A 19,948-nucleotide genomic window follows, 5' to 3' on the forward strand; every position below is an offset into this window, starting at 1 on the left:
CTCCTTTCCTCTCCCTTCGAGCATTCTAGGCGAGAGGTGCGGGGCCGCATGCTGCGAGGTCTCCATCCGACGCGGGCTCCGAGTGGCGGCGAGGTTGCAGGCGGATCGCCCCGATACCCATCGCCCGCAAAATATTGGCCACGCTTGCAGATTTGGCAAAGCAGCCATGGGTGCCGACCCAGGCTATGGCCTAGAATATATAGGCGTCTTGTGAAGATTCCTCGGTACTGCCCCCCCGCAAGGCGCGGCACAGGCTGAAGAAGCTGGAGGAAGATATGAACGTTCGCACTCCTGACCTGACCATTAGCAAAGATGACCTCTACATGTTGGCTGAGGGTCACTGGTATCGCAGCTACGAGAAGATGGGCGCGCACCCATGCACCGAGGACGGAAGGCGTGGCTTCCACTTTGCCGTCTGGGTCCCCGACGTGCTGGGCGTGAGCGTCATCGGAGAGTTCAACGGCTGGGAACCCGACGCGAACCCCCTGGAAGAGACTGCCAGCGGCGGCGTGTGGCAGGGGTTCGTCCCCGGCGCCGAGGAGGGCCAGCTCTACAAGTACCTCGTGAGGACGAAGAGGGGCGACCTGCTCTACAAGGCGGATCCCTACGCCTTCCATGCCGAGTGTCCCCCGGGGACTGCCTCTCGCCTGGCCGACATCTCGGGCTACGAGTGGTCTGACGACGCCTACATGGCGGGGCGTGCCAAGCGCGACATGCTGGGCTCCCCCCTCAACATCTTCGAGGTCCACCTTGGCAGCTGGAAGCGCCATGACGACGGGCTGGCCGGCAACGGCGACCCCGACTCGGACGAGCACAGCGGCTCGTACCTGAGCTACGACGAGCTCTCTGACGAGCTGGTCGAGTACGTGAGCAAGATGGGCTACTCGCACATCGAGGTCCTACCCGTCATGGAGCATCCCTTCGACGGGTCCTGGGGCTACCAGGTGACGGGCTACTACGCGCCCACCTCGCGCTATGGCAACCCCCGCCAGTTCAAGCACTTCGTCGACGCCTGCCACCAGGCCGGCATCGGCGTCATCCTCGACTGGGTGCCGGGCGGCTTCTGCCGTGACGAGCACGGCCTGGTCCACTTCAACGGCGACAAGCTGTACGAGAAGGAGGAGCATCCCAACTGGGGCACCTTCAAGTTCGACCTGGCGCGCGGGGAGGTGAAGACCTTCCTCGTGTCCAACCTGCTCTACTGGGTGGGCGAGTACCACGCCGACGGCGTGCGCATGGATGGCGTCACCAGCATGCTCTACCTCAACTTCGGTATCGACGACCCGCGCCAGAAGAAGTTCAACGAGAAGGGCACCGAGGAGGACCTCGCCTCCATCCAGTTCATCCAGGACTGCAACGACACGGTGGGCAAGTACCACCCGGACGTCATGATGATCGCCGAGGAGTCAACCGCCTGGCCACTCGTCACCTACCCCTCCGCAGACGGTGGGCTGGGCTTCCACTTCAAGTGGGACATGGGTTGGATGAACGACACCCTGCACTACTGCCAGACCGACTTCCCCTTCCGCCCGGGCAACCACAGGCTGCTGACCTTCTCGACCATGTACCAGTTCAACGAGAACTTCGTGCTGCCCCTGAGCCACGACGAGGTCGTGCACGGCAAGTGCTCGCTCATCACCCGCCAGCCCGGCGACTACTGGCGCCAGTTCGCCGGCATGCGCGCCCTGGCCTTCTACCAGATGACCCACGCGGGCGGCAAGCTCAACTTCATGGGCAACGAGATCGCGCAGTTCATCGAGTGGCGCTATTACGAGGGCGTCCAGTACTTCCTGGCAGACCAGTACGAGAGCCATGCGCACCAGCAGTACTACGTGTCCGCCCTCAACCGCTTCTACAACGAGCAGCCCGCCCTCTGGGAGCATGCCTACGACGCCCAGGGCTTCGAGTGGATCGACGCGGACAACAGCGACCAGTCGGTCATCTCGTTCGTCCGTCATGGCAAGGACCCGAAGGACGACCTGGTGGTCCTCATCAACTTCGACGTCAACACCCGCGAGCAGTTCAGGGTTGGCCTCCCCAAGCCGGGCTACTGGGTGGAGGCGTTCAACTCCGACGCGCAGGCCTTCGGCGGCTCCGGCGTGACCAACGAGGGAGTGCGCTTCGAGAGCGAGGACGAGCCCTGGAACATGCGCGACCAGTCCATCGAGCTCAGGCTTCCGCCGCTGGCAGGCCTGGTGCTGCGCTACGACGGGCCCCTGCCCGCCAAGGCGAAGAAGGCCGCCGTCAAGTCCGAGGCGAGCGCCAAGCCCGCCATGAAGGCGGCGGAGAAGGCCGAGGCCCCCAAGGCAGCTGCGGCGGCCGCCGCAAAGAGGGAGGCCCCGGCAAGGAAGGCCCCGGCCGCGAAGTCGAAGCCGGCGGCAACAAAGAAGGAGCCCGCGACGAAGGCCAAGCCTACAGCCAAGACCAAGCCAGCAGCCAAAGCCAAGCCTGCGGCGAAGCCGAGCGCCGCGAGCGCGAAGGCCGCTCCCGTCTCGCCCGCAAAGGGCAGGTCGACGGCGGCAAAGAAGGCCCCGCGGAGGGCAGCCTCCAAGAAGGCGTAGCGTAGGGAGCGAGCCAGGCGCGCGGGCTAGGGTCCCGCCGCGACGAACCCGTACAGAGGATGGACATGGCAGACAGCATCAAGAGGATCTTCAAGGACAAGGCCGACTTCGTGAGCAAGTATCGCGAGGCCTGCGAGAGCAGCTTCAGCAAGACGTTCGAGGACATGAGCGACCAGGAGCGCTACTACGTGCTCGGCTCCCTCATCGCCAACAAGACCAGGAACCTCGACGCGGGCCAGGAGCGCGACGGCCGCGAGGTGTACTACTTCTCGCTCGAGTTCCTGCTCGGGCCCCTGCTCGACAACTACCTGCTCAACCTGGGCATCCGCGACATCGTCAAGGAGGGCTGCGCCGAGCTGGGGATCTCGCTCGACACGATGGTCGAGCAGGAGGCTGACCCGGGCCTCGGCAACGGCGGCCTCGGCCGACTCGCCGCCTGCTTCCTCGACTCCATGGCCGCGCTGGGCATCAACGGCAACGGCAACGGCATGCGCTACCGTTACGGCCTCTTCCGCCAGGAGATCGAGGGCGGCCGCCAGGTCGAGAAGATGGACAACTGGCTGGAGCATGGCTTCCCCTGGGAGACCCGCAAGAACGAGAGCGCCGTCGTCGTGCAGTTTGGCGGGCACGTCGTGCGCCACGAGGAGAACGGCCGCTTCTGGTTCACCCAGGAGGGCGGCGACCTGGTGAAGGCGGTCCCCTATGACGTGCCCATCGTGGGCTACGGCGGGAAAACCGTGAACAACCTGCGCCTCTGGAGCGCGGAGCCCGCAGAGGAGGACTTCGACCTCGACGCCTTCAATGCGGGAGACTACGCCAAGGCGATGAAGTTCCGCTCCGACGTCGAGGCGATCTCGCAGATCCTGTATCCCAACGACTCCGGCGAGCACGGGCGCATCCTGCGCCTCAAGCAGGAGTACCTCTTCGTCAGCGCGGGCCTGCAGACCATCCTGCGCAGCTACGAGAAGAAGCACGGTCCCGACTGGGAGAACCTGGGCAAGCACGTCTCGGTCCACACCAACGACACGCACCCCGCGATGTGCGGCCCCGAGCTCATGCGCATCCTGGTCGACGACAAGGGCGTCGACTTCGACCTCGCCTTCAAGATCGCCCGCCAGACCATCAGCTACACCAACCACACGGTCATGCCCGAGGCGCTCGAGAAGTGGCCCATCGGCACCTTCCGCGCGCTTCTCCCCCGCACCTACATGTTCATCGAGGAGATCGACCGCCGCTATCGCGAGAACTTCCCCCACGACCGCGACAACTGGCAGGAGATTCTGCACCAGACGGCGATCCTGTGGGACGGCCAGGTTCGCATGGCCAACCTCTCGGTCATCTTCTCCCACTCGGTCAACGGCGTCTCCGCACTGCACACGGGCATCCTCGAGGCGACGACCCTGCACGCCTTCTACGAGCTCACGCCCGAGAAGTTCAACAACAAGACCAATGGCATCAGCCACCGTCGCTTCCTGGGCAATGCCAACCCGCCCTACGCGAAGCTCGTCTGCGACGCCATCGGTGACGGCTGGCTGAGCGACGCCAACCAGCTCTCGAGGCTCGAGCCCTACGCTGACGACCCCTCCTTCCTGGAGGAGTTCGAGAAGGCCAAGAAGTGGGACAAGCAGCGGCTCGCCGACTACGTCAAGCGCACCACCGGCGTCACGCTGGACACCTCGATGGTCTTCGACGTGCAGGTCAAGCGCTTCCATGCCTACAAGCGCCAGCTTCTCAACGTCTTCAAGATCATGGACGTCTACAACAGGATCCTGAGCGATCCCAGCTTCGACCCAACGCCCACGGCCTTCATCTTCTCGGGCAAGGCGGCCCAAAGCTACACCTTCGCCAAGGAGGTCATCCGCCTGATCAACTCGGTCGCCGAGGCGATCAACGGGGACGCTCGCGTCAACGACAAGATTCGCGTCGCCTTCGTCCCCAACTTCGCGGTGTCGAGCGCGCAGCTCATCTATCCCGCCGCCGAGATATCGGAGCAGATCAGCTGGGCGGGCTCCGAGGCCTCCGGCACCTCGAACATGAAGCTGATGATGAACGGTGCCATCACCCTGGGCACCTACGACGGAGCCAACGTCGAGATCTGCAAGCTCGTGGGCGAGGACCACATCAAGATCTTCGGCCTGCGCACCGAGGAGGTCGACGAGCTCCGCGCCGGTGGCCAGTACTGGGCGTGGGACCTCTACAACGCCGACCGCCAGCGCCTGGGCCGCATCGTGGACGAGCTGACCGACGGCACCCTCGCGCACCTCTCGGGCAACTTCGAGAGCGTCCGCGACGAGCTCATGGTCAACAACGACCACGACCTCGTGCTCAAGGACTTCTACTCCTACGTCAGCGCCTGGGAGGAGCTCACCTCCCGCTACGCCGACAGGGTCGTCTGGAACCACGCGGCTGTCCTGAACACTGCTCGCTCGGGTTATTTCTCCAGCGACCGAACCATTGGGGAATACGCCAAGGACATTTGGCATATTGGTGAGTAAAGCAGCAGCGCAGAAACGAAAGGGGAGCTCATGAGCAAGAAGGAATGCATAGCGATGCTTCTTGCCGGCGGACAGGGCAGTAGGCTCGGCGTCCTCACCAAGGACGTGGCCAAGCCCGCGGTCTCGTTTGGAGGCAAGTACCGCATCATCGACTTTGCGCTGTCAAACTGCGCGAACTCCGGCATAGACACGGTCGGGGTGCTCACGCAGTACAGGCCCTACCTGCTTCACTCCTATCTGGGCACCGGCGGTGCCTGGAACCTGGACGAGAGCGACGGTGGCGTCTCCATCCTGCCCCCCTACGCGACCCAGACCGGTGGCGCCTGGTATGCCGGCACGGCGGACGCCGTGACCCAGAACATCGGCTTCATCGAGCAGAACGACCCCGAGTACGTGCTCATCCTCTCGGGCGACCAGCTCTACAGCATGGACTACCAGGCCATGCTCGAGAACCACAAGCGCCACGAGGCCGACCTCACCGTGGCCGTCATGCCCGTGCCCTGGGAGGAGGCCTCGCGCTTCGGCATCATCACCCAGGACGAGGACGAGCGCATCGTCAAGTTCACCGAGAAGCCCAACAAGCCGGACAGCAACCTGGCCTCCATGGGCATCTACATCTTCAACGCCAAGCTGCTGGTAGACACCCTCAACGCCGATGCGGTGGACAACACCTCCGAGCATGACTTCGGCAACGACATCATCCCGAAGCTCCTGGCCGACGGCAAGCGCCTCTACACCTACGAGTACAACGGCTTCTGGCGTGACGTGGGCACCATCTCGAGCTATCACGAGACGAGCATGGACCTCTTGGGCGCCAACCCCGACTTCGACCTGTTCGACGTCAAGGCCCCCATCATGAGCAACGCCTCCACCAGGCCGCCCGCGTATGTCGGAGCCAACGGCTCCATCGACGACTGCTTGGTGGGCAACGGCTGCCGCATCTACGGCAAGGCCGTCCACTCGATTCTCTCGACCGACAGCTTCGTAGGCGAGCGCGCCATCGTCGAGGACTCCGTCCTCCTGCCTGGCGCCAGCGTGAAGGCCGGCGCGCACGTCGTCCGCGCCATCCTGGGCGAGAACTCTATCGTCGAGGAGGACGTCGTGCTCGGAAGCGTCGATCAGACCAGGGACACCGCAGTCATCGGGAATGACGTGGTGGTTGGAAAGGGGGAGGAGTAGCAATGGAGAAGCTCACAGGGCTCATCACCGCCAACTACTCCACGAAGTATCCGAGCGTGCTCTCGGAGTCCAGGCCCGTGGCGTCCATGCCCTACCTGGGCCGCTACCGCGTCATCGACTTCGCGCTCTCCAACATGGTCAACTGCGGCATCCGCACCGTGGGCCTGATCATGCCCTACAACTACCGCTCGCTGATCGATCACGTGGGATCCGGCCGCGACTGGGACCTCAACCGCAAGAAGGGCGGCCTCTTCATCCTGCCTGGCTCCGCCTTCGGCACCTCGCGCACCGGGTCGCGCTTCCTCCTGCGTGACCTCGAGCACAACAAGGTCTTCCTCGAGCGCAGCAAGAGCGACCTCGTGGTCATATCGTCCGCCAGCTTCGTCTACAACATGGACTACGGCGAGGTCGTGGACGCGCATCGCAAGAGCGGGGCCGACGTGACGGTCATCACCAAGACGGCCACCAAGAAGGACGTCGACGTCACCGGCTTCAACGTGGACGGCACTCGGGTCAAGGGCGTCAAGCACGGCGTCGTCTTCGGCGACACGGCCTTCATCGACTGCTTCGTCGTGGGCCGCGAGTTCCTGCTCCAGATGCTCGAGTGGTACAAGGCCACCGACTACCTCGACCTCTTCGAGGCCATGGCGGGCGACTACGGCCGCGTCAACGTCCAGAGCTATGACTACAAGGGCTACGTGGCGGCCATCTTCAACAAGGACGCCTACTTCGAGTCCAACATGGACCTTCTCGACCCCCAGACCACCGAGGAGCTCTTCCCCAAGGGCCGCACCATCCGCACCAAGGCCCACGACAACGCCCCCGCCAAGTTCGAGACCGGCTCGCGCGTGACCAACAGCCGCGTGTCGGGCAGCTGCCGCATCTACGGTTCCGTGTCCAACTCGATCCTGGGTCGCAGCGTCATCGTCGAGAGCGGCGCCACCGTCAACAACTCCATCGTCATGCAGTCCTGCGTCATCAAGGCGGGCGCGCGCGTGGAGAACGCGATCGTCGACCGCAACAACGTGGTTCCCGCGGGCACCGAGCTCAGGGGTACCCCTGACGCGCTCCTCATCAAGGAAAAGGCGGCTGAATAGGTGATTGCCATGCCCGATCAGGTCAGAAGAAAGATCCGGGTGCTCTTCGCGGCAGCCGAGGCCGTCCCGTTCGTGAAGACGGGCGGCCTGGGCGACGTCGCCGGCTCCCTCCCCGCCGAGCTCAGGCGGGCGGGCGCCAAGGCATCCGTCATCCTGCCCAAGTACTCCTTCATCCCGCAGGAGTACCAGGAGCAGATGGTCCACGTGGCGGACTTCTACGTGCCCCTTGCCTGGCGCAGCGTCTACTGCGGCATAGAGAAGCTCACCTACCACGGCGTCGACTTCTACTTCGTGGACAACGAGGCCTACTTCAAGCGTGACGCGGCCTATGGCTACTTCGACGACGGCGAGCGCTTCGCCTTCTTCTCGAAGGCGATCTGCGAGGCCATAGAGCTCCTGCCCGAGCTCCAGTGCGACGTGCTGCACTGCAACGACTGGCAGACGGCGCTCGCCCCGGTCTTCATCCGCGAGTTCTACCAGGCGTCCGAGGCCTGCCGCAACGTGAAGACCATCTTCACCGTGCACAACGTCAAGTTCCAGGGGCAATACTCCGACAAGGTCCTCGAGGACGTCCTGGGCCTGGCCGACAACCCCACGGCCGCGGGCCAGCTCTACTGCGACCGCGACTCCATCAACTACATGAAGGGTGCCCTCTGCTACTCGGACATCATCACGACGGTGAGCCCGAGCTATGCCAGCGAGCTTCAGATGCCCTTCTACGGCGAGGGCATGGACGGCATATTCCGCCGCCGCTCCGCATCGCTGCGCGGCATCCTCAACGGCATCGACGTCGACGCCTGGAACCCCGCCACCGACGAGCTCATCAACCACAAGTACTCCGTGGACGACATGTCGGGCAAGGCGGAGGACAAGCGCCTCCTCCAGCAGGAGCTCGGACTGGCCGAGGATCCCACCCGACCCCTCGTCGTCATGATCGGCCGACTCACCAACCAGAAGGGCCTCGGCCTGGTGCGCTACGCCATGAGCCGCCTGATGGAGCGGGGCGTGCAGGTGGCCATCCTGGGCACCGGAGACAGGGACCAGGAGGACGCCTTCCGTTACTTCGACTGGACCTACGGCGACCAGATGAGCGCGCGCATCGCCTTCGACAACGCCCTGAGCCACCGCATGTACTCCGGCGGCGACATCCTGCTCATGCCCTCGGAGTTCGAGCCCTGCGGACTCTCCCAGATGATCGCCATGCGCTACGGCACGCTTCCCGTCGTGCGCGAGACGGGTGGGCTCCAGGACAGCGTCGAGGCCTACAACAAGTTCACGGGCGAGGGCACCGGATTCCGCTTCGCCAACATGAACGCCGACGAGATGGCCAACACGCTCCTCTCTGCCTGCGAGCTCTTCTGGACTGATCAGGAGGCTTGGGCTAAGCTACGGCGGCAGGCCATGGAAACCGACTTCAGCTGGAGTCGGGCTGCGGACGAGTACATGGGCATCTATCACGACCTACACCCAGAGATCGCCCGCTGAGCACAAGAGATAGGCGGAGCACGTGAGGGCAAGGCACATCAGCTCTGACGTCCGTTACAGAGACCCGTTCGGAGCCGCCCCCGTGGGCGGCTCCGTCGCGCTGTGTCTGGACGTCTGGGACGAGCCGGAGGCGACGGCGCAGCTGCGCGTCTGGGTGGACGAGAAGGGCGAGCGCGTATTCGACATGGACCGGAGCCAGGTGGGTGACCACCTGCGCTTCTCCGTGACCATAACTCCCGAGGAGCCCGAGGTCATCTGGTACTCCTTCAGGGTCACCGCCGCGAACGGCGACGTCTGGCGCTATGGCGCGACGGGCGAGCGCTCCTGCGGCGAGGGCGCGTTCTCGTACGGGGAGCCCCCCTCGTTCCAGATCACCGTGTACGAGCAGCGGCGCACGAGCTTTCCCGACTGGTATACGGGTGGCATCGTGTACCAGATCTTCCCGGACCGCTTCCGGCGCGGCGACGACTGGGAGAGGCGCGTCCACGAGGCGCTTGACAAGCCTCGCAAGGGGCCGGAGCGCCGCTTGGTCGGTGATTGGGACGAGTACCCCCGCTACCAGCGTGATGAGGACGGTTCCATCGCGGCGTGGGACTTCTACGGCGGGACGCTCGAGGGCGTGAGGGAGAAGCTCGACTACCTCAAGGCGCTGGGCGTCACGGCCATCTACCTCAACCCGATCTTCGAGGCGGCCTCGAACCACCGTTACGACACGGCCGACTACCTCAAGGTCGACCCGATGCTGGGGGACCTCAAGAGCTTCAAGCGCCTCTGCAAGGATGCGGGCGAGAGGGGCATCTCGATCATCCTGGACGGCGTCTTCAACCATGCGGGCCGTGACTCCAAGTACTTCGACGCCTTTGGCAACTACGGCGGCAGGGGCGCCAGCTCCGGCGAGCGCTCCCGCTACCGCGACTGGTTCAGGTTCAACGAGGACGGCAGCTGCTCCAGCTGGTGGGGGGTCAAGGACCTGCCCGACCTCAACCAGGAGAACCCCGAGTATCGCGACTTCGTCTGCGGGCATGGCGGCGTCATCCGCAAGTGGCTCAAGGCGGGCGCGCGCGGCTGGCGGCTCGACGTCGCCGACGAGCTCTCGGACGAGTTCATCGAGGACATCAAGAGCGCCGAGCTCGCCGAGTCTCCCGACGCCCTGCTTTTGGGTGAGGTCTGGGAGGACGCCTCCCACAAGGTGGCGTACGGCAAGCTTCGCCGCTACTTCCAGGGCTCAGAGCTGGACGGGACCATGAACTATCCCCTCAGGTCCGGCCTGGAGGACTTTCTCACCAACAAGATCGGCGCGCGCCAGCTGGCGGAGTCGCTCGAGGCCTTGCGCGAGAACTATCCCCGCACCGCCTTCTACTCCGCACTTAACCTCCTGGGCAGCCACGACCGGGCGCGCCTGCTCACCATCCTGGGTGACGCGCCAGACCCCTCGGGCATGAGCGATGAGGAGCGCTACCGCTTCCGCCTGGACCAGAACCATCGCAGCCTCGCCGTGAGCAGGCTCTGGGTCGCGGCGCTCCTGCAGATGACTCTGCCTGGCGTGCCCTGCATCTACTACGGCGACGAGGCGGGCATGGAGGGCTACTCCGACCCATACAACCGCGCCGCCTTCCCCTGGGGCCACGAGGACAAGAACTGCGCCACCACCTACCGCAACGCCATCGCGGTGCGCAAGTCCCTGCCCGTCTTCGTGAACGGCGACTTCGAGCCCTTCGCGCTCAACGACGACGTCTTCGGCTTCTGGCGCACGGATGGCGACGAGGTGGTCTGCGTCCTCGCGAACTCCAGCCTCTCAAGCTCCCATAGCGTCCGCGTGCCCATGCGTGGCGAGCGCGTGGACGACGTCGTGTCCGGGCGCGTGCCCAAGGTCGAGGACGGCGAGGCGGAGGTCTTCCTCTGGCCGCTGGGCACCTCGGTTCTGTACTTCCACAAGCGGGTTCGCCTGCAGGCCCCCATGCACCGTGGCATGGGCGTGCTGGCGCACGTCACCTCGATTCCCAACCAGGACCACCCTGGGCAGCCCGGGACCCTGGGCGAGCCTTGTCGGCGCTTCGTCGACTACCTCGCCGCGGCGCACCAGCGCTACTGGCAGGTGCTTCCGGTCAACCCAACCGACAGCTTCGGTTCGCCGTACGCGGGGCTCTCGGCCTTCGCGGGCAACCGCTCCCTCATGTGGGGCGTCGAGGGCGTGCACACCAGCTTCAGGTCTGACTTCGAGGGCACGGCAAGCTATCGTCGCTTCATCGAGAAGAACGAGGACTGGCTGATCCCCTACGCCACCTTCCGTGCGATTAAGGAGAAGCTGGGGGAGGGCGCCTGGCAGGAGTGGCCGAAGCGCTACCGCACCTGGGACCTCTCGCTCAGCAAGGACCCGGAGCTCGTCCATGCCGTGATGCGCGAGTGCGCCACGCAGTACGAGTTCCAGCGCCAGTGGGACGACATGCACCGCTATGCTCGGGAGCACGGCATCAAGCTCGTGGGGGACATGCCCATGTACGTCTCGGCCGACTCCTCCGACGTCTGGGCGGAGCGGCAGGTCTTCAAGCTGGATGAGAGGGGATACCCCGCGCTCCAGGCCGGAACCCCGCCCGACGACTTCGCCAAGGACGGGCAGCTCTGGGGCAACCCCACCTACGACTGGGACTTCCTGCGCAAGGACGGCTACTCATGGTGGATGCGCCGCTTCCAGCGCGCCTTCGAGCTCTATGACTACGTGCGCCTGGACCACTTCCTGGGCTTCTCGTCCTACTACACCATCCCCCAGGGCAAGGGCGCCCTGGACGGCGCCTGGAACTTCGGGCCCGGGATCGAGCTCTTCGACGCGGCGCACCGTCGCTTCGGGCAGCTTCCCTTCATCGCTGAGGATCTCGGCACCATCACCCCGGCCGTGCGCGCGTTGGTCGCGGCCACGGGGTTCCCCGGCATGGACGTGATCCAGTTCAGCGACGAGGATGTGAGGCAGGGATACCATCCCAAGCCCGAGAAGGTCGTCTACAGCTCGACGCACGACACCAGCACCCTCCTGGGCTGGTGCCAGGAGCGCTTCGAGGAGGACGACCCCGACGGCCAGGGCTTCGTCGTGCGCAGCCAGTCGATGGCGCGGGGGCTCCTGGACGAGTGCCTGGACACCGACGCCGAGGTGGTGATGGTTCCGCTGCAGGACGTCCTCATGCTGGACGACGGCTCGCGCATGAACGTGCCGGGCGTGGCCGAGGGCAACTGGAGCTGGCAGGCTCGGCAGGCCGACGTCGAGGCGTCCGCCGAGCTGCTCAAGGAGTTGGCCGAGAGGAGCGGCCGCGCATAGTCGTGGCCGCATGTCCCGGAGGGGCGCTGCCGGCGTGGTGGCGTCCCTCTCGCCTTGGCGCGTCGTGACGCGTGTTCCTGTCCGCTTCGAGCACGTCAAACGCGCGCGCAACGGACTCGACCACGTCGAACGCGTCTCTGTCCGCCGCGACTACGTCCGCCGCGTCAGAAGGCGCCGCAAAAGCCCAGGAAAGGGCTTCTCGCCAGACGCGTCTAACGTAGTCGCGCGATTTCGGCACGCGTCTGACGTGGTCGTACGACGGAGGCACGCGCCTGACGTGGTCGCGTAGCTCCGGCGCACAGGGGGCCGTGGTCGCGCGACAATGGGGAGACGGACGACCCCGCGGCTAGGACCCGAGAGGAAGCGCATGTTCATCAACCGCATATCCCAGCAGCTCCTCCAGGCGCCCGAGCTCACCCCCTTCCTGGGCGAGCTCGATGCCGGAGGCGACGCCACCCTGGGCGTGGCCCAGAGCGCCCGTCCCCTCGTGGCGGCGGCGCTCTGGGCGCGCGCCCCGCGCCCCTGCCTCGTGGTGGTGTCCGGCGAGGAGGCGGCCGATCGCACGGCCCGCGCCCTCGCCGCCTGGTTGGGTGGCGAGCTGGTGTGCCGCTACCCCGAGCGTCGCGACTGGCCCTGGTCCGACAAGCCCGCTGACGACGCGGTGGTGGGTGCCCGCTGCAATGCCATCGCCCGCCTGAGCGCCGGCGAGCCCTGCGTGGTCGTGGCAAGCGCGCGCGCCCTCCTGCGGCGCGTGCCGCCCGTGGGCTCTGGCTACTTCGCCTCCTCGAGCTTCGCCGTGGGAGACGAGCTCGAGTTCGAGGACGTGGGGCGCCTTCTGGTGTCCATGGGCTACGCCAACGTGGGCGATTCCGGCGACGTGGGCGCTCCCGGTTGCTTCCACGTCCACGGCGACGCGGTGGACGTATTCCCTGCTCAGGCCAGCTCGCCCGTGCGCATCGAGTTCTTCGGCGACGAGGTGGACCGCGTGCGGCGCATGCTCCCCTCCACGGGACAGACCATCGGCGAGCTCCGGGAGGTGCTCGTCTCTCCCTGCAGGGAGATCGCACTCACTCCCAAGACCATCGAGGCGGCAGGCCACGCCCTCTTCCGCCGCGCGCAGGAGAGCTCCAAGGTCGCGGCGGACCTCGAGCTCATCCGTCAGGGCTCGGCAGACCCCACGCTGGACCGCTACCTGGTGGAGCTCTATGGCTCGAGCGCCTCGCCCATCGACCACATGAGCGGGGAGACGCTCGTCGTCCTGGCGGAGCCCCGCGCGCTCTTCGACGACTGTCAACGCGCGAACGACGAGGTCATGGCCTTGGCCAATGCTGCCCGCACGTCGCTCGAGGGGCTCTTCACCTCTCCGCGGGAGCTTGACTTCGGCAGCCAGCAGCGGGTCTCGTTGAGTTCCATCCAACGGGTGGGCGGCTCGGCCGCGGCCGAGCTCGAGGTGCGCCAGCCCTCCATCGCCGGCTCGGACTCCAAGCTCCTGGGCCGCGTCCGCCAGCTGCTCAACGACGACATGTCAGTGGTCTTCGCCGTGCCGGACCGCGCGGCTCGCGAGGCGCTCGAGCTCTCGTTCACCGACGAGTCGATCCCTCTGGTCGAGTCCCTTGCCGCGGCGCCCGAGAACTCCGTTCCCGTGACGTCCCCGGAGGCAGGCGAGAGGCCCGCTTCCCTGGCTCGCCACGCGGTGACCTTCTTCGACGCGCCCGTGCCCGCCGGCGTCGTGGTGCCTTCGGCCCGCCTCGCCGTGCTCTCGGTGTCGGACCTGACGTCGAGGATGGCGAAGCGCAGCCGCAAGGCGCGCCGCGTGGACCCCACCAGCGTGAGCTTTCCCTTCAAGCCCGGGGACTACGTGGTCCACTCCACGCATGGCATAGCCCTGTTCAGCCAGATCGTGCGTCAGGAGGTGGGCGGCCGCGAGCGCGACTACTTCCTGCTCGAGTACGCGGGCCAGGACAAGCTCTATGTTCCCCTCGAGCAGGTCGACCGCCTGACGCGCTATGTGGGCCCCGACGGCTCGAGCCCGCGCCTCACCCGCCTCAACACCGCCGACTGGTCGCGCGCCACGGGAAAGGCCCGCAGGAGCGCGAAGAAGCTCGCCTTCGACCTGGTCGACCTCTACACCCGCCGCTCCGCGGTGCAGGGTCACGCCTTCGCGCCCGACGGGCCCGCCCAACAGGACATGGAGGCAAGCTTCCCCTACGACGTGACGCCCGACCAGGCAAGCGCCATCGCAGACATCAAGGCCGACATGGAGTCGACGCAACCCATGGACCGCCTGCTCTGCGGCGACGTGGGCTTCGGCAAGACCGAGGTGGCCCTGCGCGCCGCCTTCAAGTGCTGCCAGGACGACCGCCAGGTCATGGTGCTGTGCCCCACCACCATCCTTGCCCAGCAGCACTTCGAGACCTTCTTCGCGCGCTTCTCTCCCTTCGACCTCAGCGTGCGGGTGCTGTCCCGCTTCGTGACGCCCGCGCAGCAGCGCCAGGCGCTCGAGGGCTTCGCGGAGGGGACGGTGGACGTGCTCATCGGCACGCACCGCCTGCTCTCGGCTGACGTCAACCCGCACGACCTGGGGCTCGTGATCATCGACGAGGAGCAGCGCTTCGGCGTCCAGCACAAGGAGCAGCTCAAGAACATGCGCGAGCAGGTGGACGTGCTGACGCTCAGCGCCACGCCCATCCCGCGCACGATGCAGATGGCCATGAGCGGCGTGCGCGACATGAGCCTCATCCTCACGCCCCCACCGGGGCGCCTGCCCGTCAAGGTCACGGTGGGGGAGTGGGACCCCGACGTGGTGAGCGACGCGATCCGCGGCGAGCTCGAGCGCAAGGGCCAGGTCTACTACGTGAGCAACCGCGTGACCACCATCGAGGACGCCGTCGCGCGCGTTCAGGAGGCGGCCCCCGAGGCGCGCGTGGGCGTGGCGCACGGTCAGATGAGCGCAGCCCAGGTCGAGGACGTGATGATGGAGTTCAGCGAGCGCGAGATAGACGTGCTCGTGGCCACGACCATCATCGAGAGCGGCATCGACAACCCGCACACCAACACGCTGATCATCGAGGACTCCCAGCGCCTGGGCCTGGCCCAACTTTACCAGCTCAAGGGTCGCGTGGGCCGCGGCCACGTCCAGGCCTACGCCTACTTCATGTTCCCGGGCGAGATGCCCCTCACGCCCGAGGCGACGGACCGCCTCACGGCCATCAACGAGTACCAGGACCTGGGCAGCGGCATGCGCATCGCCATGCGCGACCTCGAGATCCGCGGCGCCGGGTCGCTCATGGGCGGCGAGCAGCACGGCAACCTCTCCAGCGTGGGCTTCGACCTCTTCACGCAGATGCTCGGCGAGGCGGTGAGCGAGGCGCGCGGGGAGGCTGCCGACGTCTCGCAGGCGGAGGTCAACATCAACCTGCCGGCGGACTTCTACCTGGCGGAGGAGTACCTGCCCGAGGTGGACAGGCGCGTGCTGGCCTACCGCAGGCTGGCCGTGGCGGCGGAGCTCGCGGACGTGGACGCCCTGCAGCAGGAACTCGAGGAGGATCATGGCGCCCTGCCGCTTGCCGGCAGGAACCTCTTCGACCGCGCGCGCGTGCGCATCCGTTGCCAGAGGCTGGGCGTGACGAGCGTCTCCCTGGCAAACGGACGCATCACCTACCAGGGGATCGAGGTTCCACGCTCGGCGGCGGCCAAGCTCAAGGCCGAGCGGGCGATCGTGTATCCCAAGAGCAGGAAGCTCAGCTATCCCTTCCGGACCGGCAGGGAGGAGCTGCTGCCGGTGGCGCTGCGGGTGCTCGAGGCCGTGGGCGGGGACGACGAGGGCGAGTAGGCAAGAGGGGCATGCCGCGGTGGGCGGCAGGGCTGTAGGGCTGCCGCCGAGGGGCAAGGGCTGCCGCCGGCTGCGGTTTGTCGGTACCTCTCGCCTCGAAATGTGCCGACAAACGGATGATTTATAGCCCGAGTGGGCTGGCGCTGCGAGTTTGTCGGTACTTATTTCCCAAGGGAGTACCGACAAGCTTGGCGGGGTCGTCGGCCGCTCTTCGTGAGGCCATGGCTTGCGGGCTGTCGTGCTCCCTGCGGGAGTATGCTCATTGAATCAACGGGCGAGAGGAGCCTCCATGAAGCAGCTGCTGATTCGTGCGGACGACCTGGGATACTCCTATGCGGTCAACGTCGGGCTCGTGCGCAGCGCGGCCGAGGGGCTCGCTCGCTCCGTGGGCGTCATGCCCAACATGCCCGAGACGGAGCGGGGGCTTGCGTGGCTGCGCGACTCCGGCGCCGACGTGGCCCTGGGGCAGCACAGCAACGTCTGCCTGGGCGCGCCGGTCGCGGCAGCATCGCTCGTGCCCAGCCTCCTCGGGCCAGACGGCAACTTCAGGAGCAGCCGCGAGTACCGCGCCAGCTACCAGCGCGGGGAGGACTTCGTCGGCTTCGACGAGGCGGTGGTCGAGCTCGAGGCGCAGCTCGCCCGCTTCCGCGAGCTCACGGGCAGGGACCCGGACTACTTCGAGGCGCATGCGGTCCTCTCTCCCAACCTGAACCGGGCGGTCTCGCACGTCGCGCGCACGCATGGCCTACTCGAGCAGCCGGTCTCCTTCGATCCGGCCGCGACCGTGGATTGCGGTGGGACGCCCGTGCGCATGGTCATGCGCAGCATGAGCCCCGACTACGACCCCGCCGCAGCCATTAGGCAGACGGTCGAGTCCATGGCGGACGGCGAGACGGTCGTCTTCGTCTGCCATCCCGGCTACCTGGACGACTTCATCCTGCACAGCAGCTCCCTGACCACGGACCGAACGAAGGAGGTCGACGCGCTCGTCGACCCCGCCCTGCGCGCTTGGCTCGAGTCGCGCGACGACCTGAGGCTCATCGACTACCGTGACCTGTAAACTGACGACCAGCGGGTGAGTCACGAGGCAACGGGGAGCGAGACATGGCAGAGGAACAGAGCGACCTGAGCAGGCTTGCCGACGAGGTGGACGCCCAGACGGCCGCCCGTCCCGGGGCGCCTGCGTCACATCCGGAGTTCGACCGCCTCGTGCGCACCATCTGGCGGCTGCGCCAGCCCGACGGCTGCCCCTGGGACAAGGTCCAGACCCACTCCTCCATCACGCGCAACATGATCGAGGAGGCCTACGAGGCGGTCGACACCATAGCCGCCGGCGACATGCCCCACCTGCGCGAGGAGCTCGGGGACGTGCTCGAGCAGGTGCTCCTCCACGCGCAGATCGCCCGGGACGAGGGCGACTTCGACGTGGACGACGTCTGTCGCGAGCTCAACGAGAAGCTCGTCCGTCGCCACCCCCACGTGTTTGGCGACGCCGCCGCAGCGGGTGCGGTGGACTCGGCCGGGAAGGTCCTGGACATCTGGGACGAGGTGAAGAGGTCCGAGCGAGAGGGGCGCTCGTCCGACGTCGCGCCCGAGGGGCTCCTGGACTCCGTACCGAGCTCGATGCCCTCCCTCATGCAGTGCCAGAAGATCTCGAAGCGCGCCGCGAAGGCGGGCTTCGAGTGGGAGTCCATCGCCGACGTGTGGGACCAGTTCGCCAGCGAGCGCGCCGAGTTCGAGGCCGAGGAGCCCGGAAGCCAGGAGGCGGCAGAGGAGTTTGGCGACCTGCTCTTCTCGCTCGTCAACGTCGCGCGCCATGCCCGCATCGACGCAGAGGAGGCGCTCGCGAGCTCCAATCGCAAGTTCCGTCGTCGCTGGGCGCGCATGGAGGCGCTTGCCCGCGAGTGTGGCCTCGCGATCGACGAGCTGGGGACATCTGCCCTCAACGAGCTTTGGGACGAGGTCAAGAAAGAGGAGCGTGCCGCTCGCTGCTAGCTATCGAAGCGCCGCCAGACCTACGCCGCCCCAGCCCCTCCGTGGTGTCTGCTGAGCTTGCGGAGCCACGTGCCTTCGCGGGGCACGGCGTCCCGCTCTGATATAACTGAGGGAGCGGCTAAGGCCGCAGCTGCCAAAAACGAAGTTGAGACGAAGCGACGGCGGGTATGGCCAACTCCCAGAATCCAGGCGACACCAACCCAATGGGTCGCGCAGGCACCGGCTCGGCAGGCGTCGAGGCTGCGAGGGCCGGGCGCAGGCGCGGCCATGCGCGCGACCCCAGGCCCCTCTCGCGGGACGTTGGGCGCACGTCGGGCCATGACGCCGGACGTGGCGACGGACGGGGACGGAAGATCGTCCCGACGGGCGCGCGCCGGGGAAGGCCCTCCTCGCCCGCCGCCGATGACGCGCGCGGTCGCATGGCTCGCAATCCCGGGCAGGACGCCCGGGCCGCATCCTTCCCCGCCTCCCGCCCGGACGCGAGCGCCACGGGGCGCGAGGCGGGAGGAGGCCTGGGCGGGCTGGCCGCGTCTGCCGCCCGCAGGCTGTCCTCCCTCAGGGGGTTGGACCCCTCGGACGTCGCAGACTCCGCCCGCAGCTTGGGTACTCGCCTGCTGGGGCACAAGGTGGCCCTCGTCGTCCTGGTCGTCCTGGTCGTCGTGGCAGCCTCGCTCTATGGTCCCGTCAAGGGCTATTACGCCGCGCGTCGCAGCGGCGAGGACCTGCAGAGGAGGTACGACGAGCTGAGCGAGAAGAACGACTCGCTCCAGGGCGACCTCAAGAGCCTGACGTCCAAGGAGGGCATCGAGGACGAGGCGCGCAAGCGCGGGTACGTCCAGGAGGGCGAGACCAGTGTGACCGTCGAGGGCTTGGACAGCCAGGGGAAGGCCGACCCCTCCGCCCCGGTCGAGTACCAGGACACGCGTGCGTGGCCCACGAAGGCCCTCGACTTCGTCTTTGGCTACGACCCGGAGGCAGTATGGGACGAGTAGCCTGCGTCGACGTCGGCACGGTGACCGTGCGCCTCGCGGTGTGCGACGTGGAGGGTGGCCGCGTGAGGCGCATGGCCAAGACCTCGACCATATGCAACCTGGGCGAGGGCCTCTCTGCAACCGGCAGGATCGGCGATGCCGCCAGGGCGCGCGTCCTCGACTGCGTGGACCGCTACCTCGCCAACGCCCGACAGGCCGCGGCGCGGGTCGTCTGCTGCACGCTCACCTCTGCCGCGCGGGACGCCTCCAACTCGGCCGAGCTCGAGGGCGACCTCGTCGCGCGTGGCCTCCTGCCCGAGGTCATCGCCGGCCGCGTCGAGGGCTCGCTTACCTTCCTGGGCGTTGCGCGGGACTTCCCCGACGAGCGGATCCTGGTGGCGGACAACGGCGGCGGCTCCACCGAGCTCGCCGTGGGCAGCCTGGGCGAGAGGGGCCTGCGCCTCGAGGCTGTGACCTCGGTGGACGTGGGCTGTCGCCGCGTGACCGAGCGCTTCCTGCCTGGCGATGGCCCGGCGTCCGCCAGCCAGGTCGCCGCGGCGCGCGCCTTCTGCCGCGGCTCCTTCGAGGAGGCGCTCCTCGGGAGGGGGCTGCGCGTCCCCGCCGCCCGCCTGGTGGTCACCGGCGGCACCGTCACCAGCCTGGTCGCCGTGCGGGACTCGCTTGCCCCCTACGACCCCCTGCGCGTGCACCTGCGCGAGCTGGGTCGGGACGACGTGGAGGCCCTTGCCGCGCGCCTCGCTGCGCTTTCCCTGGGCGAGAGGGCGGGCCTGCCTGGCCTGCAGCCCAAGCGCGCCGGGGTGATTCTGGGCGGGGCCCTGGCCGTGGCGGAGCTCATGGCGGCCACGGGCTTCGAACGCCTCACGGTGAGTGAGAGTGACCTCCTCTTCGGCCTGGCTATCTGTGCCGAGGCCGTGCGCTCGGGCGAGGAATCCCCCCTGGGCTGGCGTCCGCGCCTGGCCTCGCTGCGCTAAGATTTCCCTTGTCGCGCGGATCGCGTCGCGGTCC

The 19,948-nt window shown here is 67.1% G+C and carries 11 protein-coding genes; all 11 read left to right on the top strand.

The window, feature by feature from the left end:
• The first annotated feature begins 275 nt into the window (after positions 1–275).
• The 11 genes from glgB to ACMPH2_RS09410 all read left to right on the top strand — a co-directional run bounded on the left by glgB (position 276) and on the right by ACMPH2_RS09410 (position 19,914).
• Complete coding sequence (gene glgB / locus ACMPH2_RS09360; protein ID WP_417119294.1) at positions 276–2,561, top strand: 1,4-alpha-glucan branching protein GlgB; 2,286 nt, start codon at positions 276–278, stop codon at positions 2,559–2,561.
• Positions 2,562–2,626: 65 nt separating this feature from the next.
• The gene (locus ACMPH2_RS09365) at positions 2,627–5,056 is read left to right on the top strand and encodes a glycogen/starch/alpha-glucan phosphorylase (protein WP_417119295.1); all 2,430 of its coding nucleotides are present in this window, start codon (positions 2,627–2,629) and stop codon (positions 5,054–5,056) included.
• 30 nt (positions 5,057–5,086) lie between these two features.
• The gene (locus ACMPH2_RS09370; protein ID WP_062531576.1) at positions 5,087–6,235 is read left to right on the top strand and encodes a glucose-1-phosphate adenylyltransferase; all 1,149 of its coding nucleotides are present in this window, start codon (positions 5,087–5,089) and stop codon (positions 6,233–6,235) included.
• Between the two features lie 2 nt (positions 6,236–6,237).
• Complete coding sequence (gene glgD / locus ACMPH2_RS09375) at positions 6,238–7,332, top strand: glucose-1-phosphate adenylyltransferase subunit GlgD (protein ID WP_062531577.1); 1,095 nt, start codon at positions 6,238–6,240, stop codon at positions 7,330–7,332.
• A 9-nt stretch (positions 7,333–7,341) separates the two neighbouring features.
• Complete coding sequence (gene glgA, locus ACMPH2_RS09380) at positions 7,342–8,817, top strand: glycogen synthase GlgA (RefSeq protein WP_200781448.1); 1,476 nt, start codon at positions 7,342–7,344, stop codon at positions 8,815–8,817.
• A 22-nt stretch (positions 8,818–8,839) separates the two neighbouring features.
• Positions 8,840–12,124 carry a 4-alpha-glucanotransferase gene (locus ACMPH2_RS09385; protein ID WP_314639290.1) on the top strand — a complete coding sequence of 1,095 codons (3,285 nt, stop codon included), beginning with the start codon at positions 8,840–8,842 and terminating at the stop codon, positions 12,122–12,124.
• Positions 12,125–12,491: 367 nt separating this feature from the next.
• Positions 12,492–15,956: a transcription-repair coupling factor gene (gene mfd / locus ACMPH2_RS09390; RefSeq protein WP_417119296.1), complete on the top strand. Its 3,465-nt coding sequence runs from the start codon at positions 12,492–12,494 to the stop codon at positions 15,954–15,956.
• 289 nt (positions 15,957–16,245) lie between these two features.
• Positions 16,246–17,016, top strand: a complete 771-nt coding sequence (locus ACMPH2_RS09395) for a ChbG/HpnK family deacetylase (RefSeq protein ID WP_417119297.1) — start codon at positions 16,246–16,248, stop codon at positions 17,014–17,016.
• Positions 17,017–17,060: 44 nt separating this feature from the next.
• Positions 17,061–17,951, top strand: a complete 891-nt coding sequence (gene mazG, locus ACMPH2_RS09400; RefSeq protein WP_417119298.1) for a nucleoside triphosphate pyrophosphohydrolase — start codon at positions 17,061–17,063, stop codon at positions 17,949–17,951.
• Between the two features lie 419 nt (positions 17,952–18,370).
• On the top strand, positions 18,371–18,943 hold the full coding sequence (locus tag ACMPH2_RS09405) for a septum formation initiator family protein (protein WP_197414981.1): 573 nt from the start codon (positions 18,371–18,373) through the stop codon (positions 18,941–18,943).
• Positions 18,931–19,914, top strand: coding sequence for a Ppx/GppA phosphatase family protein (locus ACMPH2_RS09410; RefSeq protein ID WP_417119299.1), 984 nt, complete (start codon positions 18,931–18,933; stop codon positions 19,912–19,914). Before ACMPH2_RS09405 ends, ACMPH2_RS09410 begins: the two co-directional genes overlap by 13 nt.
• Positions 19,915–19,948 lie beyond the last annotated feature (34 nt).

Origin of the sequence: Olsenella phocaeensis (assembly GCF_048189965.1) — a bacterium.
GTDB classification, from domain to species: Bacteria; Actinomycetota; Coriobacteriia; order Coriobacteriales; family Atopobiaceae; genus Olsenella_I; species Olsenella_I phocaeensis.

Coding starts and splice junctions, on each gene's coding strand:
- glgB (WP_417119294.1), top strand. CDS start 276: ATGAACGTTCGCACTCCTGACCTGACCATTAGCAAAGATGACCTCTAC.
- ACMPH2_RS09365 (WP_417119295.1), top strand. CDS start 2,627: ATGGCAGACAGCATCAAGAGGATCTTCAAGGACAAGGCCGACTTCGTG.
- ACMPH2_RS09370 (WP_062531576.1), top strand. CDS start 5,087: ATGAGCAAGAAGGAATGCATAGCGATGCTTCTTGCCGGCGGACAGGGC.
- glgD (WP_062531577.1), top strand. CDS start 6,238: ATGGAGAAGCTCACAGGGCTCATCACCGCCAACTACTCCACGAAGTAT.
- glgA (WP_200781448.1), top strand. CDS start 7,342: ATGCCCGATCAGGTCAGAAGAAAGATCCGGGTGCTCTTCGCGGCAGCC.
- mfd (WP_417119296.1), top strand. CDS start 12,492: ATGTTCATCAACCGCATATCCCAGCAGCTCCTCCAGGCGCCCGAGCTC.
- ACMPH2_RS09395 (WP_417119297.1), top strand. CDS start 16,246: ATGAAGCAGCTGCTGATTCGTGCGGACGACCTGGGATACTCCTATGCG.
- mazG (WP_417119298.1), top strand. CDS start 17,061: ATGGCAGAGGAACAGAGCGACCTGAGCAGGCTTGCCGACGAGGTGGAC.
- ACMPH2_RS09405 (WP_197414981.1), top strand. CDS start 18,371: ATGGCTCGCAATCCCGGGCAGGACGCCCGGGCCGCATCCTTCCCCGCC.
- ACMPH2_RS09410 (WP_417119299.1), top strand. CDS start 18,931: ATGGGACGAGTAGCCTGCGTCGACGTCGGCACGGTGACCGTGCGCCTC.